Below are 15,917 nucleotides of genomic sequence, written 5' to 3'. Positions count from 1 at the left end.
AGCGAAAATGTAGCGGTATGTATCTTAATGTAGCAAAGAAGACATATAATAATTGAATAGTAATATATCATCTAAAATATGACAATACAGGAAGCCATAGAAGCCCGGCATAGTGTGAGGGCTTACAAAGACCAGCCATTGAGCGAGGAAATCGTCAAATTGCTTGAAGATGAAATTGTGAAGTTGAACAATGAGGGCCAACTTCACATTCAGTTGGTATGCAATGAGCCAAAGGCATTCCAAGGGACTATGGCCAAATACGGGAAGTTCCGCAATGCCAACAACTATCTTGTCATGGCTGGAAAGAAATCCGATGACTTAGACGAGCGTGTAGGCTACTACGGCGAGCATCTCGTCTTACTCGCCCAAACACTTGGTTTGAACACCTGCTGGGTTGGACTCAGCTACTCGAAAGTGCCAGGAACATATGTGCTTGAAGAGGGCGAAAAGATTGCCTGTTACATTGCCATCGGCTATGGTGAGACACAAGGTGTCGGGCATAAGATCAAGACCGTAGAGCAAGTGAGCAATGCGTCTGACATCACTCCGTCGTGGTTCAAGAAAGGAGTGGAGGCAGCATTATTTGCTCCTACAGCCGTGAACCAGCAAAAGTTCTCGTTTGAGTATGTCGACATGAGTAACAATCGTCATCGGGTACGAGCCAAGAAAGGATTTTCCCTGATTGGCTACACACAGATAGATTTAGGCATTGTCAAATACCACTTTGAGATTGGTTCAGGCAAAGTCAATTTTGAGTAGATATAAGTTAAACAAAATAATAGATACAATGATTAAGATGTTTGTAATGCAGACCTGCCCGTATTGTGAGTATATAGAGAAGCAGGTTGAAGGTAATCCTCATTTTGAGGTGATAGATATAAGTAAACATGTGCGTAATCTGAAACAGTTCCTTGATTTGAGAGATAATCATCCTGCTTTCGACGAAGCTAAAAAGATTGGTGATGTGGGTATTCCTTGCTATGTACTGGAGGATGGAACGGTAACCCTGTCTTCCAAAGATGCAGGCTTGGAGCCGATGCCTGACGAAAACATCGGTGCCTCTTGCAGTATTGATGGAAGTGGGTGTTAGGTTACCTTTATAAAAGTAGAATCACTTATAAAAAAAGAAGCCATGACAAAGAAGAAGATTGACATCCGCGACTATGCGGGCGAGATTATCAAGGCCATGAGACCAGGAATCCTACTTACCACAAAGGTTGGTGACAAGGTTAATTCAATGACCATCGGCTGGGGAACACTTGGCATCATTTGGGAGCGACCTATATTTGTGGCATATGTGAGACATCAGCGTTATACTAGGGAGATGCTTGACAAGTGCCGCGAATTTACTATTAATGTGCCTGTTGGTGAATATCGAAGGAAAATTTTGGGCATATGCGGCTCAAAGAGCGGTCGGGATATGGATAAGATTGAAGTGGCAGGGCTTACGCCTGTGGACCCCGAGGTCATCAACACGCCAGGCATCAAGGAACTGCCCCTGACATTGGAGTGCCGTGTGCTCTATAGCCAAGAGCAGGAATCATACAAGTTCAACGACGAGATTACCCGCCAGTTCTATACGATGGAAACAGGCGACCACTTCTGCTATTACGGAGAAATTGTTTCTGCATACATTATTGAAGATTAAATACGATGAAAAAGATTATGATTATCGACGGAGGCCCAAGAAAGACATTCAATACGGCCTCTATGCTGAAGAAGTTCGCCGAAGGTGCTACTTCAGTAAGTGACCAAATCGAAGTAAAGACCGTGCGCTTGTATGGCCTTGACTACAAGGGCTGCATGTCGTGTATGGTCTGTAAGATCAGAGGCAAGGTTTCGAATGTTTGCAAGTTCAAGGATGCCCTAACTCCTGTGCTGCAGGAAGTGGCAGAAGCCGACGGACTGGTGCTGGGGTCACCCAACTATTTCGGAGAGATCACGGCACAGATGCGTGCATTCCTGGAACGGCTGGCCTTTGCCTGGCTCTCTTACAACGACCACAGTTTGACAGCACCGAAACGCATGCCGGTGGTGCTTGTAGAGACACAGAACGGCACAAAGGAGTTCAATAACTGCAACGGCTACGGCACGATGGAATACAGCATCACCCAAGCCCTCGGAGAACCTGAGAAGCTGATTGCCTACAACACCTATCAGGTGAAGAACTACGACAACTACGAGTTGCGCGGTTTCTCAGAACCAGACAAGCGGAAGTATCGTGAGGAACATTGGGAGGAGGACTTGCAGAAGGCATTCGATGCAGGAAAGAGAATGGCAGAGTGTATTAAAGACAAATAGTCGTAAACAAGAAGCGGTTCATGACATTATAGTTTCCCTATCAATAGGAGAAGATGTAAGTGCTATTATTGAATTCTGTTGAGAATGACAATACAAGAGTTTCGTGATTACATGGCATCGGGTAAGCCCGTCTTTGGAGGCTCCAGAACATAGCGTAAGGTCAGAACTCATCCCTGTATCCTTTATTAAGTAAATTCCAATTTAGCGAACATCAGAAATATGAACAAGAGAGCATATATACAAGAAAATAAGGATTGGCTGGTAGTCAAATCACACAGGAGGAAGGCATAAAGGCTCTTCCAAAGGGAATTTACTATAAGGTGTTGGCAGAGGGTAATGCCCAGAGTGCGACACCCAGTGTAAGAAGTATTGTGACGGCTCACTATACGGGCAAGACTATCGACGGCAAAATGTTTGACAGCAGTCGTGGTGGTGTGCCATTAGTTTGCAGGCTCTGTGACCTCATAGAGGGCTGGATCATCGCCATGCAGCAGATGTACATTGGCGACAAATGGGAAGTCTATATCCCAGCCGACATGGGCTATGGAAAATTCTCCCAGCCAGGCATCCCCGGTGGTTCGACATTGATATTTGAAATTGAGTTGTTGGGAATAGCATGACTAAAGACAATATATTGATTCGTAGGGCAGAACGGCAGGATGTGCCGCTGTTACTGGATTTCATACGAGGTATAGCCCGGTATGAGAAGATGGAGAACGAGGTGATTGCTTCGCGAGAAGTGCTGGATCGTGAAATGTTCGATGAACACAGGGCGGAGGCTGTGTTTGCCGTAGTGGATGGCCGGGAAGTGGGCTTCGCACTCTACTTCTACAATTTCTCGACATTCATCGGACACTCCGGGCTGTATCTGGAAGACCTGTTCGTATGGCCGGAAGAGCGAGGAAAGGGTTATGGCAAGGCTCTCCTGCTGCATCTGGTCAGGATAGCGCGCGAGCATCATTGCGGACGCATGGAATGGACATGTCTCAACTGGAACCAGCTCAGCATCGACTTCTATCTCTCACTTTGAGCCGTGCCCATGAAGGAATGGACAATTTACCGACTTGACGCTACGGCATTGGAGCGATTAAGCAAATAAAAGAACGGAATGAACATAGAAGACTATCGTGAGTATTGTCTTTCTTTGGGCGAAGATGTGGAAGAGAAGCTGCCTTTCACAGCGTTTCATCATGCCAGTAGCGTGTTGGTCTTCTACATTCATGACCACATGTTTTCATTCTTCGATTGCGATGATTTCTGCATCATTATACTGAAATGTCAACCAGACCGCATCGAAGAACTCTGTGCAAATCATAGTTGCATCGGCAAACCATATAACATGGCACCTAAGCATTGGATTGGTATAGATCCAGGCAATGCTCCAGATGAACTCCTACAGGAACTGACTCGAAACTCATATGAGATAGTAAAAGCCAAATATAAGAAGAAATAATGCAAACCATCCAGATAACATCAGCCAATGCTGATGAAAAGATAAAACAGCTCTATGAAACGGCATTCCCCGAAGGAGAGCAGATTCCATGGGTAGATCTGATGCGCCTTGTTGGGGAAATGCCGCTGGATTTCACCGCCTACTACGATGGTCAAACCTTCATCGGCTTCACCATCGTCTATCCATGTAAGAAATTCAACTGGTTTTGGTACTTCGCTGTCAGTAAGGAACTGCGAGGGAAAGACTATGGCCAGCAGATTCTCACTCAGCTGATTGAACGATATAAGGGTCAACCTTTCATTTTGGACATGGAGAGTACCACCCAAGTTTGCGATAACCTGGAGCAACGAAAACAACGCCAAGCGTTCTACATCCGTAATGGATTTAGGGACACAAAACTCTATCGCACTTATAACGACATCACCATGACAATCATGATGAGAGGCGAAGGTATGTTCACCATGAAAGATTGGGATGACATCATCCACGAACTGCAACAGTTCTGGTGGCCTGACGACATCCAGGAAGGATGACATGATAGAATAGGGCAGTGGGATTAACTAAAATTGTAAGCAGCCCCTTCGAGTCATTTTCGATGCTCGAAGGGCTTTTGCATCAGCTTATGCTGACTCCTTCCCATGCAAAATCTATTTTCCCACGCAAAAGTGTTTGAAAATGTTACCGAGGACTTCATTAGGTGTAATTGGCGTACCGGTAATTTCTGCAAGTTGCTCAATGCAAATGCGGAGATCTTCTGAAATGAGGTCGCCACTCACTCCCATTTGCATAGATTCAATGACTCTCAGAATACTTTCGCGGGCCTTAGTCAGGGCTTCATAATGTCGCACATTGGTAACAATAACGCTGTTCTCATTGATTTCCGGGATATCGGCACTATTGACCAATGCCGTTTCTAAATCTGCAATACCTTGGCCGTATTTTGCACTAATCTCAACAAGGGGGTTATAGTCGATGGGATCCATGTGTTCTTGTTCTAAGTCTATCTTGTTGCGCACAAGGATAAGTTTCTTGTTTTTGCACTTTTTCTTCATCTCGTTAACTTCAGCGTCCGTTGTGCTTCTGTCTATAATCCATAAAACGATGATGGCTTCATCCAATTTCTGGTAAGTTCGCTCTATACCGAGCTGTTCAACCTTATCCTGCGTGTTGCGTATACCAGCCGTGTCGATGAAACGGAAAGTTATTCCGTCTATTTCCGTGGTGTCCTCGATGACATCCCGCGTCGTACCATGGATATCGCTCACAATGGCCTTTTCTTCGTGAAGGAGCTTGTTCAGCAGTGTGCTCTTACCAACATTGGTCTTACCGATAATAGCAACCGGTATGCCGTTCTTCAGGGCGTTCCCGGTCTCAAAGGAATGAATTAGCGCATTGATGTGATTTAGAATTTTATCCGTCAGTTCTAACAGTTCTGTGCGGTCGGCAAATTCCAACTCTTCATGATCACTGAAGTCGAGCTCTAATTCCAAGAGTGAAGTTATCTTTAGTAACTGTTCTCGAAGTTGACCAAGCTCACTACTGAAGTGCCCGCGAAGTTGGCTTAGTGCTAATTTATGTGAGGCACGATTGGTCGAAGATACCAAATCTGCTATAGCTTCCGCCTGACTTAAATCCATTTTGTTGTTTAGGTAAGCGCGCTCTGTATATTCGCCCGGCATAGCTTGCCGACATCCGGCATCAACAAGAGATTGAAGAATTCTCTGCATAATATACCGAGAGCCATGGCAGCTAATTTCCGTTGCATCTTCTCCAGTATAAGAGTGAGGCGCACGATAGACGCTTATTATAACATCATCCAGTAACTCGCCCTGTAGGGTGTGAAAGTTTCCATAATGGAGACTATTGGCCTTTGAGGCGGCAAGGTTTTTACTGAAAAGTTTAGAGGTAATAGTAATTGCTTCAGAGCCGGAGACTCTAATAACACCAATGGCGCCACCCGCAGGTGTCGCCATTGCTGCAATAGTATCTTGAGGATTTTGTATCATTAAATCAGTTTAAATTCTTTCAAGGACTAATTTGATTAGTCCATCAATACTGTTTTTGTAGCCTGTATTGGCCTCGAGAATACGGCGATTAGCAATTACCATACAGCATGTCATCGCCTTGTGTCCCATCAACTTGGCAAGGCCGGCAAGGGCACTGCTTTCCATTTCAAAGTTTGTGATTCTCAAACCTTTGTATTCAAAGCTCTCAATCTTCTCATTAAGATTAGGATCTGCTAATGGAACACGAAGCACACGCCCCTGTGGACCATAGAAGCCACCGCATGCAATTGTAACACCATATACCATTTCCTCGCCTGCAATACGCTTAATGAGTTCCTTGTCTGCATCTACGACATACGGATTCCCAAGTTGGTCATTCCATTTGACTTGGTTTCTGAATTCGTGTTCGAAATCCAAGTCGCAGATTCCATTGCGATTCGCATAAAAGTTAATGAGGCCGTCAAAGCCTATACTCTTTACACTGGCAATATATGTGCCGACAGGGGTGTTAGGCTGCAGACCGCCACAAGTCCCTATGCGGCAGACAGATAGTGTACGGTGCTTAGCTTTCTCCGTACGGGTCTTGAAATCAATATTGGCAAGGGCATCTAACTCATTCATCACAATATCAATGTTGTCGCACCCTATACCTGTACTTTGCGCCGTGATGCGCTTACCCTTATATGTCCCAGTAACAGAATGAAACTCGCGGCTCTGAACAGTGTTTTCAATGTTCTCAAAATGAGAGGCAATCAGAGATACTCTGTCAGGATCACCGACTAAGATTACCTTGTCAGCCAATTGTTCTGGCTTCAAATGGAGATGGAAGCAGCTTCCGTCCTCATTAATAATCAACTCTGATGGAGCAAAATACTTGTTCATATGGCATCTGGTTTTAGTTATTTTAGTATGCTAATTTCATTATTCCTGATTTTCTTCTCCATTTGATGGAGGGATTGCCTTAGCTGTCCAATATTCTCTTCTGTACGGATGATTTCTTGTTGAAGTTGTTGCCGTATAGACTCACTCCCTTTGGCATAGGCTTCCCGCAGCTTATGAAGTTTTTCTTCCTCACTTGTCATCAAGCCCTTCTGGCCTTTCCACTCGAGGAACAGTTGCCGATTGCTCGCAGACTTGAAGTCATGGATGTCATGATATACCGTATCATCATTTATGGCGAAGTCAATTGCGTTTGCATTATGCTTTTTCCCTTCTCGAGCCTTCATGCTCTCAAGTCTGGCAATGGCCGTCTTGTGGTTGCCAAACTCCCAGGTATCATCAATGGCATTCAGGTTCGCATATTTAGAGATTTCTTCATTTGTAATGTCTTCGTCCTCAAAGCTCTGCCGTGGGGTGGTGGGGACAAAGGTATAGATGCAGACTTTTCCTTCGGGTTGGAAGCGATCGCTGACAAGCCAGCCAAGGGTATCTACTTCATCAATGGCAAGCAGATAGTCGTTGGCACGGGAATTGAAAGGAAGGCCGTAGTTCTGCGGCTCATAGAATTGGCCGGACTGGCTGTCAAACATAGTGGTGAAGATGTCGTATCCTCCCAAACTATATTTTCCCTTGGCTGCAAAGAACAGAGTGATACCATCTGACATAAGGAAGGGAAAGTCCTGCGTGCTATAATCGTCTCCAATGCCATCAAGCATGGTTCCCTTTCCCCAGTCTTTCCCTAATTTGTCGGCAGAGTAGAGATAGCGTGCTGAATCTTTCTCCGCAGAGTAATAGGTGCGATTCTCAAACTCATTTGTATAGCCATTGATACCGTCTTTGGTTGCATAAAGGTAACCGGACTCCCGATTAAGAGGAATCCTTGTCAGGAAGGAGTCCTTGTCAACAACAAGGCTGTCAATAAACATCACCTTTGCCGTTGATGGCAGCATCGACTTATATAGCTTATCCTGTGGAGACTCTTGCTTCACAACAGGCTTAGGCATTACCCTTGCCTTTCTCCTTTGCGCCGACGCACTGATTAGGAAAAATACAAGCAATAGTAAAACGATGTTCACTTTTTTCATATTCGGCAAAGATAGCAATAATATCTTATATTACAAAATCTGGGATGTGAAAAGTCTATTTCATGAAAACCAAATATACTGCGCAGATGAGTAGAAAGAAGGCCAGAACATGGTTCCAATGCAGGCTCTGCCCTTGAAACATGATATTCGTGATAATGGCAAATATGGCGAGACTTGCACACTCCTGGATCACTTTTAATTGCACCAATGAGAATGGACCGCCGTTACCGGAGAATCCGATTCTGTTTGCAGGAACCTGACAGCAGTATTCAAAAAAAGCTATTCCCATGAAAACAGGATAATGCCGAGGATTGGCCAGTCTCGGGAAAGTCCCGCCTGCTGGAGGCGCAAGTGTCCATACCATGCAAATGTCATAAAGACATTGCTAAGCAAAAGCAGTAATATGGTATACAATCCATTCATGAGTGCAGGAGTTTTTTTGCCATGTTGGTTGCCGCGCGTCGCCCGTCTCCCATGGCAAGGATTACTGTTGCGCCACCGCGGACAATGTCTCCTCCTGCAAAGATATTGGCCTGTGAACTTTGCATTTCGTCATTGACAACGATCGTGTTCTTTCGTCCGAGTTCCAGGCCAGGAATTGACTTTGGAACCAATGGGTTAGGACTGACCCCGACTGCAACGATCACTTGGTCGCATTCCACAGTAAGCGTCTGTCCGGTAACTTCTGGTCTGCGACGCCCACTTGCGTCAGGCTCTCCAAGCTTCATTACATCGAGAACTGCTGCAGCAACCCTGCCGTCTTTGTCAGAGATATATTCCTTGGGATTGTGCAAGGTTAGGAACTTGATGCCTTCCTCTTTTGCATGCTTGACTTCCTCCAGACGAGCGGGCATCTCTGCCTCTGAGCGACGATAGACCAAAGTAACATCGGCGCCGAGGCGCTTGGCTGTGCGGCAAGAGTCCATGGCCGTGTTGCCACCACCTACTACTAAGACTTTTTTCCCAAGTATGATGGGAGTGTCGGTTTTCGGATTTGCAGCATCCATGAGATTCACACGAGTGAGATACTCGTTGGAACTCATGATGTTGATGAGATTCTCGCCGGGAATGTTCATGAAGTTTGGAAGTCCTGCTCCCGAACCAACGAAGATGCCCTTAAACCCTTTTTGCTCAAGTTCATCAATGGTAATGGTCTTTCCGACAATGCAATCGGTCTGGAAATGAACTCCCATCTTCTTCAGGTTTTCTATCTCGACATCAACAATATAGTTGGGAAGACGGAATTCGGGAATGCCATATTTCAAGACTCCACCAATTTCATGCAAAGCCTCAAAAACATAAACATCGAATCCGTGTTTTGCCATATCGCCGGCAAAGCTTAGCCCAGCTGGCCCAGAACCTATAGCGGCAACCTTGATGCGATTAGCAGGTTCCATTTCTGGCAGCGAAATGCTTCCACTTTCTCGTTCATAATCAGCAGCAAATCTTTCAAGGTGCCCAATAGCAACCGCAGGCTCATTCATCTTAAGGTGAATACATTGGCTTTCACATTGTTTTTCCTGCGGACAGACACGGCCGCATACAGCCGGAAGGGCAGAGGTGCTCTTCAAGACCTTGGCAGCGGCCAGAAAATCCCCACGCTCAATGTTCTTAATGAACGAAGGTATATTGATGTTCACGGGACAACCCTCTACACAGGTTGGCTTTGCACAGTCGAGACAGCGCTTCGCTTCCATAACGGCCATTTCCTCCGTGAGTCCTTTGTTTACTTCTTCCAGCCGTGTAGTTGCACGATAGGCTGGATCGAGCTCGGGCATCTTAACGCGCTCAATGGCCATCCGTTCCTTTGGTTTCATGGAAGTCCGCAAGTTTTTGCGCCACTGAGCGTTACGATCCGTTAATTGTGCAATAGAATCTGTTACTTTTATCTTTCCTTCTGCATCCTTTTGAGGCTTTGAAGCTTCAGAACTTATCTTCGCTGTGTGTTCCGCATAATGTTCCATCTCGTTGCGCTCTACACTTTTGAATGTACCCATGCGCTTGAACATCTCGTCCCAATCAACCAAGTCTCCGTCAAATTCCGGACCGTCAATGCACACAAACTTGGTCTTTCCACCGATGGTGAGCCTGCATGCCCCGCACATGCCGGTACCGTCTACCATGATGGTATTTAAGGATACATCATTAGGGATATTGTATTTCTTGGCAAGTAAAGAACAGAATTTCATCATGATAGGAGGCCCGATGGCAAGTACCTTGTCTATATGCTCCCGATTAATCACTTTCTCCATGCCAACCGTAATGACACCCTTTTCTCCCCAAGAACCGTCGTCTGTCATAATGACAACCTCATCGGAATACCTTCTTACACCATCTACCATGATGACAAGTTCTTTCGTGCGGCCGGCAAGAATGGAAATGATGCGGTTGCCCGCTTGTTTCAGAGCCGTTAGAATAGGGAGGATGGCGGCAATTCCGATACCGCCGCCGGCACATAGAACCGTTCCATAGTTCTCAATTCTTGAGGGATTGCCCAGAGGTCCCACAATGTCCTTTACCTCGTCGCCGACATTCAGACTGCAGAATTTAGTAGAAGAAAGTCCTACTTCTTGAATTACCAGACTGAGTGTACCTTTCTCCGCATCAGACTTGGCAATGGTATAGGGAACTCGTTCACTATTGTGGTCAACACGGACGATGATAAAGTTGCCTGGCTTGCAACTCTTAGCTATCAGCGGTGCCTCAACCTCTATATTGAAAACTTTCTCTGAATATTGCTTTTTGGAAACGATTCTATACATGATATAAAGATTAATGTCTTTGTAAAATATAATAAGCTCTCTTCACCTTATATAAAAGAGTGAAGAGAGCTTATCGAAATACTCAAGAATTCTTGTCGTCAAGAATCTCAAAACCGCAATACGGAACGAGCACCTTGGGCACGCGGATTCCTTCCGGCGTCTGATTGTTCTCGATGATGGTAGCGACGATACGGGGGAGCGCCAGTGCCGATCCGTTCAAGGTATGGCAGAGTTCTATCTTCTTGTCGTCTGTATGGCGATAGCGACAATGCAACCGGTTGGCCTGATAGCTTTCGAAATTACTTACAGAGGAAACCTCTAACCAACGCTTCTGGGCGGCACTATAAGTTTCGAAATCATAGCAGATTGCCGAGGTAAAGCTCATGTCTCCTCCGCAAAGCTTCAGAATGTGATAGGGTAGTTCAAGTTTCTGAAGCAATCCCTCCACATGTACGAGCATTTCCCGCAGGCTTTCATAGGAATGTTCCGGTTTGTCGATGCGCACAATTTCAACCTTGTCGAACTGGTGGAGACGGTTCAGTCCTCTTACATCCTTGCCATAGCTGCCGGCCTCGCGACGAAAACATGCAGAATAGGCGCATCGCTTGATCGGCAGGTCTTTTTCGTCGAGGATTACATCGCGGAATATATTTGTAACAGGAACTTCTGCCGTCGGGATGAGGTAGAGGTCGTCAAGATTAGCGTGATACATCTGTCCCTCCTTGTCTGGAAGCTGCCCCGTGCCCAGTCCTGAGGCCTGGTTTACTACATAGGGAGGCTGAATTTCGAGATATCCCGACTTGCGAGCCTCCTCTAAGAAGAACGCTTCTAAGGCACGCTGGAAGCGCGCCATCTTACCGATATAGACCGGAAATCCCGCACCTGTGATCTTAACGCCAAGGTCGAAGTCTACCAGATTATACTTTTTCAGGAGATCCCAGTGGCAGAGAGGTTCAGGACCAAGGTCGGGAATCGCGCCTCCTTCTTTTACAACCACATTATCCGTCGCGTCTTTCCCCTCAGGAACATCCTCATTGGGAATATTCGGGATGGTGAGCAGTACTTCTGTCATATCCTGTTGCGCCTTCTCCATGATTTCCTGAAGGGCTTTGTCGGCCGACTTCAGGTCTGCCACTTGATTCTTTATCTCGTTTGCTTCATCTTTTTTACCATCCTTCATCAAGCTGCCAATCTGCCGTGAGAGTTGATTCTGCTGTTGCTTATTGGCATCCAGCTTCTGCTGCGTCAGGCGGCGGAGCTTGTCATATTCCAAGACTTTTTCTACGGCACCACGGGCATCGTCGAAGTGTTTCTTTTCCAGACCTTGGATAACGCGTTCAGTTTCCTCACTGATGAGTTTCAATGTAAGCATGTCGCTATATTTTATAAGATTCTTTTTATTTTTGCAAAGATACAAAATATATTTCAAACAAAATAACAAATAATATTTAAAACCATAATGAATATTTTTTGTTTCCTTTAAAGTTTCTTGGGGGAATATCTATCAATGAAGGATGCCAATCCTCGAGTCGAAGATTGGCATCCTATTCGTTTGTTTGGAATAAATTTTGTTTGTTGTGTTAAGCTTCAGCTTTCTTGGTTTTCTCGGCGTAAGCCTCCGGTGAGAGAACTGAAACCGTGCTCTTGTTTCTGCGACCTCTGTGGAAGTAAACCACACCATCGGCAAGAGCATAGAGGGTATCATCTTTGCCCTGGGCTACATTTTCTCCCGGGAAGTGCTTGTTGCCGCGCTGGCGAACGATAATGTTGCCAGCCACGATCTTCTGACCACCCCAAATCTTAACGCCTAATCTCTGAGAAGCTGACTCGCGTCCGTTCTTAGAACTACCTACACCTTTTTTATGTGCCATTTCTAATCCTCCTTGATTTAAGCGATTACTTGTTTAACTTCAACTTCAGTGAACTGAGCGCGATGACCGTTCTTCTTGCGATAGTCCTTGCGACGCTTCATCTTGAAGACGATAACCTTGTCTCCCTTGACGAGAGGGTTCACCACTTCTACTACAACTTTTGCGCCTTCTACTGTGGGGGCGCCTACTTTGACAGTTCCCTCATTGTCCAAGAGGAGAACTTTGTCAAATTCAACAGTCTTGCCAGCCTCAACATCTTTAATGTGATGCACGAAGAGCTTCTTGCCTTCCTCAGCCTTGAACTGCTGACCGTTAATTTCTACAATTGCGTACATTTTAATTTTATAAACGGGTTTTTCCGCAAGGCGTCCGACCTTATGTCGGCACTTGTTCGAGCCCAAACGGACTAAATCGGATGCAAAATTAATAATAAAAGTTGAAAGTAGGATGAGACGGCTAATCAGAATTCTTAATTTTAAGACAGATTAACATATCGATTTCGTCTCTGATTTGTGATGATTCTCGGGGGTAAGGAAATCAGGCAGTCATGTAAAAGGCCGTTTAAAGTGCGACAAAATCGGCGAAGTTGTCGAACAAAATCGGCGATTTTGTCGAATGATTTCGGCGATTTTGTAAAAGGGAATGTACTTAATGACGAATGCGTTAGTTGTCGTAACATCAGAAGACAGCCGATAGAGCTGAAACCGAAGAGGTTCAGACATTTCGCAGATTCATGAAAATGGGGGAAAACAAAAAAGCGATGAACTTCACAGTCAATCGCTCCACATTCAATAGGTATTAGCTTTCTTTAAGGTAAAAAGATTGTTTTCAGGATAACGAGAACAAAAGTAATATGTTTTTCTGAAAATTCCAAATTTTTAAAGAAACTTTTTTGAAAATTCAAGCTGTGTGCCCGCACAACAGCTTTTTGTTTGTGCAATTCTTCATGGAAGTAATAATAATCGTTATTTTTTTTATATTTTTGTCGCTATATAGATATTTTGAGAAGAATGAAGAAGATTTTTAAAGTTGGAGTACTTGGTTTTTGCCTTGCCGTTTCCAGGCTCACGGTTTCAGCCCAGGTAAGGTGGAATGCAAATCTTGCGGACTGGGAATTCTCCCGCGACAGTCTGCATTGGGAATCAGTGAAAGTGCCCCATGACTGGGCAATCAACGGCCCGTTTGACAAGAAATGGGACTTGCAGAAGGTGGCGATAACCCAGAATGGAGAGTCGGTGGCCACGGAGAAGAGCGGCCGTTCGGGGGCTCTTCCCTGGATAGGAGAAGGCTGGTATAGGACCTCGGTAGTCATTCCACCGGCAGATGACGATGTCTATGATTTCAGAGCACACACGGAGCTTTGGTTCGATGGTGCCATGTCCGAGCCCATAGTTTATGTGAACGGCATGCGCGCGGGATATTGGCCTTATGGATATAATGCTTTCCGCATTGACATCTCACCTTATTTAAATAAGCCGGGGGAAAAGAACGAGGTGCTCGTGCATTTGCGGAACATGGAGGAAAGCAGTCGCTGGTATCCCGGAGCCGGACTCTATCGCCCCGTGCAGCTGGTCAGCTCGAGTAATTGTCGTCTGGATGACTGGTCCGTTTATTTCCGTACCGTAAGCCAGAATGCCAGCGAGGCGGTCGTGGCAGTCGATATACAGGCCGTCAATGCCTTGCAGTTTGAAGACATGCCCGCGTTTGTCAGGTTCATGCTTTTAGACGAGAAGGGGCGGGAGGTGGCTTTGCAGGATGTACCATTAGACAAGAAAGACAAGGCTGGTACACGGATAAAGTTGCCAAGCCCACGGCTATGGTCTCCAGAGACTCCTAACCTGTATACCCTTGTCTGCCAGCTCTATTGTGATAATACCCTGTTTGACGAGCTGGTGAAGAAAGTGGGCGTGCGCACCGTGAAGATTGACCGGGAGCGGGAATTCCAATTGAACGGGGTGCCGCGGAAGCTCCAGGGCGTCTGCCTGCACCATGATTTGGGACCCTTGGGGGCGGCTGTCAATAAGGACGCACTCATTCGGCAGGTGAAGATTCTAAAGGAGATGGGTTGCGATGCCATACGAACAGCGCACAACATGCCCTCTACGATGCAGATGGAAGTCTATGATTCGCTGGGTATGATGGTCATGGCCGAGAGCTTCGACATGTGGATCTATCCGAAGTGCAAGAACGGCTACGCACGCTTTTTCAAGGATTGGGCTGATAAGGACATTACCAACCTCGTGCTGAATCATCGCAATCATGCCTCCCTGATAATGTACAGTATCGGAAACGAGATACCGGAACAAGGGAGCGAAGAAGGTGTGAAGTATGCACGGCATTTGCAGGAACTCTGCCACAAGCTGGATTCCGCGCACATGGTAACCCAGGGATTAGACCAGGTGGACAACGCCTTGAAGTCGGGATTTGCACAAGTGATGGATGTGCCCGGCTTCAACTATCGGGTACACCGATACGGCAAAGGGCATGAAATGCTGCCGCAAGGATTCCTCCTTGGCTCCGAAACTGCCTCTACGATCAGCAGTCGGGGAGTATACAAGTTCCCCGTTGCGGTAAACGCTGATGTAACCTATCCTGACGGACAGGTGAACGGATATGACAATCAGTATTGTCCGTGGAGCAATCTGCCGGAGACCGACTTCATGATGCAGGACGATTATCCATGGACGATAGGGCAGTTTGTGTGGACGGGATTCGACTATCTGGGAGAGCCTACCCCCTACGACAAGTATTGGCCGTCGCGTTCCAGCTATTTCGGAATCTGCGATTTGGCAGGGATTCCCAAGGACAGGTATTACCTCTATCGCTCGCAATGGAACAAGAAGAGCCATACCGTCCACCTGCTTCCCCATTGGACATGGCCGGGAAGGGAAGGAAAGGTTACGCCGGTATATTGCTATACGGATGGGGTAGAGGGCGAATTGTTCATCAACGGCAAGTCGCAGGGACGGGTCAAGAAAGACTTTTCCAAGCACGCATGGGACATAGAGCCTGACAGCGTGAATGTCCAGCCGTTGCTGGACAGGTATCGCCTGCGTTGGAACAATGTGCGCTATGAGCCCGGCGAACTGCGCGTCGTGGTCTATGACTCTGATGGGAACAAGATTGGCGAGGATGTGCGCCGCACCGCAGGCACCGTCGCAGGGTATCGCATAGATGCTTCCCGAGAGCTTTCGTCATACAATGGCAGCGACCTGATATATCTTACGGTCAGTGCAATAGACAAGAATGGTATTGAAGTACCTGAAGCCGACAATGACTTAAGCTTCCTTGTGAGTGGCAACGCAGAGTTCAAGGCCGTATGCAACGGCGATGCCACGAGTCTGGAATCCTTCACGAAGCCACGGATGAAGCTGTTTAAGGGGAAACTCGTCATCACTTTGAAGAGAACCAAGCCTAACGGGCAGTATAAGCTGAAGGTAACGGACGGATGCATCGGGGCTACCTACAGTAGCAAATGAAGAAAGCTTGAGGAGAAAGAA

At 46.3% G+C, this 15,917-nt stretch carries 15 protein-coding genes and 2 pseudogenes; 9 read left to right on the top strand and 8 right to left on the bottom strand.

Features of this window, described 5'->3' with window-relative positions:
- Positions 1 to 78: 78 nt before the first annotated feature.
- The 8 genes and pseudogenes from BM114_RS02990 (at position 79) to BM114_RS02955 (ending at position 4,287) form a co-directional block, all read left to right on the top strand.
- Positions 79 to 759 (top strand): nitroreductase family protein, encoded by a 681-nt coding sequence (locus BM114_RS02990; RefSeq protein WP_092110259.1) that lies wholly within the window; start codon positions 79 to 81, stop codon positions 757 to 759.
- A 28-nt stretch (positions 760 to 787) separates the two neighbouring features.
- Positions 788 to 1,090, top strand: coding sequence for a glutaredoxin (locus tag BM114_RS02985; RefSeq protein ID WP_092110614.1), 303 nt, complete (start codon positions 788 to 790; stop codon positions 1,088 to 1,090).
- A 42-nt stretch (positions 1,091 to 1,132) separates the two neighbouring features.
- A complete protein-coding gene (locus tag BM114_RS02980; protein ID WP_092110256.1) occupies positions 1,133 to 1,648 on the top strand; it encodes a flavin reductase family protein in 516 nt (171 codons plus the stop codon).
- A 5-nt stretch (positions 1,649 to 1,653) separates the two neighbouring features.
- Positions 1,654 to 2,301, top strand: coding sequence for a flavodoxin family protein (locus BM114_RS02975; RefSeq protein WP_092110254.1), 648 nt, complete (start codon positions 1,654 to 1,656; stop codon positions 2,299 to 2,301).
- 219 nt (positions 2,302 to 2,520) lie between these two features.
- A pseudogene (locus tag BM114_RS02970) lies at positions 2,521 to 2,921 on the top strand (FKBP-type peptidyl-prolyl cis-trans isomerase).
- Complete coding sequence (locus BM114_RS02965; RefSeq protein ID WP_177207030.1) at positions 2,918 to 3,331, top strand: GNAT family N-acetyltransferase; 414 nt, start codon at positions 2,918 to 2,920, stop codon at positions 3,329 to 3,331. Before BM114_RS02970 ends, BM114_RS02965 begins: the two are co-directional and overlap by 4 nt.
- A gap of 78 nt (positions 3,332 to 3,409) precedes the next feature.
- Positions 3,410 to 3,754, top strand: a complete 345-nt coding sequence (locus BM114_RS02960) for an MmcQ/YjbR family DNA-binding protein (protein ID WP_092110252.1) — start codon at positions 3,410 to 3,412, stop codon at positions 3,752 to 3,754.
- Positions 3,754 to 4,287: a GNAT family N-acetyltransferase gene (locus BM114_RS02955; RefSeq protein ID WP_092110250.1), complete on the top strand. Its 534-nt coding sequence runs from the start codon at positions 3,754 to 3,756 to the stop codon at positions 4,285 to 4,287. The genes BM114_RS02960 and BM114_RS02955 overlap by 1 nt, the downstream gene beginning before the upstream one ends.
- A 114-nt stretch (positions 4,288 to 4,401) precedes the next feature.
- Here BM114_RS02955 and mnmE read toward each other — a convergent pair whose 3' ends face one another.
- The 8 genes and pseudogenes from mnmE to rplU all read right to left on the bottom strand — a co-directional run bounded on the left by mnmE (position 4,402) and on the right by rplU (position 12,752).
- Entirely contained in the window at positions 4,402 to 5,760 is a 1,359-nt protein-coding gene (mnmE, locus tag BM114_RS02950; RefSeq protein WP_092110247.1) for a tRNA uridine-5-carboxymethylaminomethyl(34) synthesis GTPase MnmE, read from the bottom strand.
- A 9-nt stretch (positions 5,761 to 5,769) separates the two neighbouring features.
- Positions 5,770 to 6,642: a nucleoside phosphorylase gene (locus BM114_RS02945; protein ID WP_092110245.1), complete on the bottom strand. Its 873-nt coding sequence runs from the start codon at positions 6,640 to 6,642 to the stop codon at positions 5,770 to 5,772.
- A 17-nt stretch (positions 6,643 to 6,659) separates the two neighbouring features.
- Positions 6,660 to 7,703, bottom strand: coding sequence for a hypothetical protein (locus BM114_RS02940; RefSeq protein WP_255406409.1), 1,044 nt, complete (start codon positions 7,701 to 7,703; stop codon positions 6,660 to 6,662).
- 136 nt (positions 7,704 to 7,839) lie between these two features.
- A pseudogene (locus BM114_RS02935) lies at positions 7,840 to 8,207 on the bottom strand (DMT family protein).
- Entirely contained in the window at positions 8,204 to 10,546 is a 2,343-nt protein-coding gene (locus tag BM114_RS02930) for a bifunctional dihydroorotate dehydrogenase B NAD binding subunit/NADPH-dependent glutamate synthase (RefSeq protein ID WP_092110240.1), read from the bottom strand. The pseudogene BM114_RS02935 and the gene BM114_RS02930 overlap by 4 nt, the downstream one beginning before the upstream one ends.
- Positions 10,547 to 10,628: 82 nt before the next feature.
- Positions 10,629 to 11,918, bottom strand: coding sequence for a serine--tRNA ligase (serS, locus tag BM114_RS02925; protein WP_092110238.1), 1,290 nt, complete (start codon positions 11,916 to 11,918; stop codon positions 10,629 to 10,631).
- 208 nt (positions 11,919 to 12,126) lie between these two features.
- Positions 12,127 to 12,417 (bottom strand): 50S ribosomal protein L27, encoded by a 291-nt coding sequence (rpmA, locus tag BM114_RS02920; protein ID WP_092110236.1) that lies wholly within the window; start codon positions 12,415 to 12,417, stop codon positions 12,127 to 12,129.
- A gap of 17 nt (positions 12,418 to 12,434) precedes the next feature.
- Entirely contained in the window at positions 12,435 to 12,752 is a 318-nt protein-coding gene (gene rplU, locus BM114_RS02915) for a 50S ribosomal protein L21 (protein ID WP_092110612.1), read from the bottom strand.
- Between the two features lie 675 nt (positions 12,753 to 13,427).
- Here rplU and BM114_RS02910 point away from each other — a divergent pair.
- A complete protein-coding gene (locus BM114_RS02910; protein WP_092110234.1) occupies positions 13,428 to 15,896 on the top strand; it encodes a DUF4982 domain-containing protein in 2,469 nt (822 codons plus the stop codon).
- Positions 15,897 to 15,917 lie beyond the last annotated feature (21 nt).

This window comes from Prevotella sp. KH2C16, assembly GCF_900113305.1.
Classification (GTDB): domain Bacteria; phylum Bacteroidota; class Bacteroidia; order Bacteroidales; family Bacteroidaceae; genus Prevotella.
The sequence above is the reverse complement of the archived record's forward strand: the minus strand, read 5'-3'. Positions and strand labels throughout refer to the sequence as shown.

Bases quoted from the DNA above. Each gene is read 5' to 3' on its own strand.
- BM114_RS02965 (WP_177207030.1), top strand. From the start codon at position 2,918: ATGACTAAAGACAATATATTGATTCGTAGGGCAGAACGGCAGGATGTG.
- rpmA (WP_092110236.1), bottom strand. From the start codon at position 12,417: ATGGCACATAAAAAAGGTGTAGGTAGTTCTAAGAACGGACGCGAGTCA.
- serS (WP_092110238.1), bottom strand. From the start codon at position 11,918: ATGCTTACATTGAAACTCATCAGTGAGGAAACTGAACGCGTTATCCAA.
- BM114_RS02990 (WP_092110259.1), top strand. From the start codon at position 79: ATGACAATACAGGAAGCCATAGAAGCCCGGCATAGTGTGAGGGCTTAC.
- BM114_RS02910 (WP_092110234.1), top strand. From the start codon at position 13,428: ATGAAGAAGATTTTTAAAGTTGGAGTACTTGGTTTTTGCCTTGCCGTT.
- BM114_RS02975 (WP_092110254.1), top strand. From the start codon at position 1,654: ATGAAAAAGATTATGATTATCGACGGAGGCCCAAGAAAGACATTCAAT.
- BM114_RS02960 (WP_092110252.1), top strand. From the start codon at position 3,410: ATGAACATAGAAGACTATCGTGAGTATTGTCTTTCTTTGGGCGAAGAT.
- rplU (WP_092110612.1), bottom strand. From the start codon at position 12,752: ATGTACGCAATTGTAGAAATTAACGGTCAGCAGTTCAAGGCTGAGGAA.
- BM114_RS02930 (WP_092110240.1), bottom strand. From the start codon at position 10,546: ATGTATAGAATCGTTTCCAAAAAGCAATATTCAGAGAAAGTTTTCAAT.
- BM114_RS02945 (WP_092110245.1), bottom strand. From the start codon at position 6,642: ATGAACAAGTATTTTGCTCCATCAGAGTTGATTATTAATGAGGACGGA.
- BM114_RS02985 (WP_092110614.1), top strand. From the start codon at position 788: ATGATTAAGATGTTTGTAATGCAGACCTGCCCGTATTGTGAGTATATA.
- BM114_RS02980 (WP_092110256.1), top strand. From the start codon at position 1,133: ATGACAAAGAAGAAGATTGACATCCGCGACTATGCGGGCGAGATTATC.
- BM114_RS02955 (WP_092110250.1), top strand. From the start codon at position 3,754: ATGCAAACCATCCAGATAACATCAGCCAATGCTGATGAAAAGATAAAA.
- BM114_RS02940 (WP_255406409.1), bottom strand. From the start codon at position 7,703: ATGCCTAAGCCTGTTGTGAAGCAAGAGTCTCCACAGGATAAGCTATAT.
- mnmE (WP_092110247.1), bottom strand. From the start codon at position 5,760: ATGATACAAAATCCTCAAGATACTATTGCAGCAATGGCGACACCTGCG.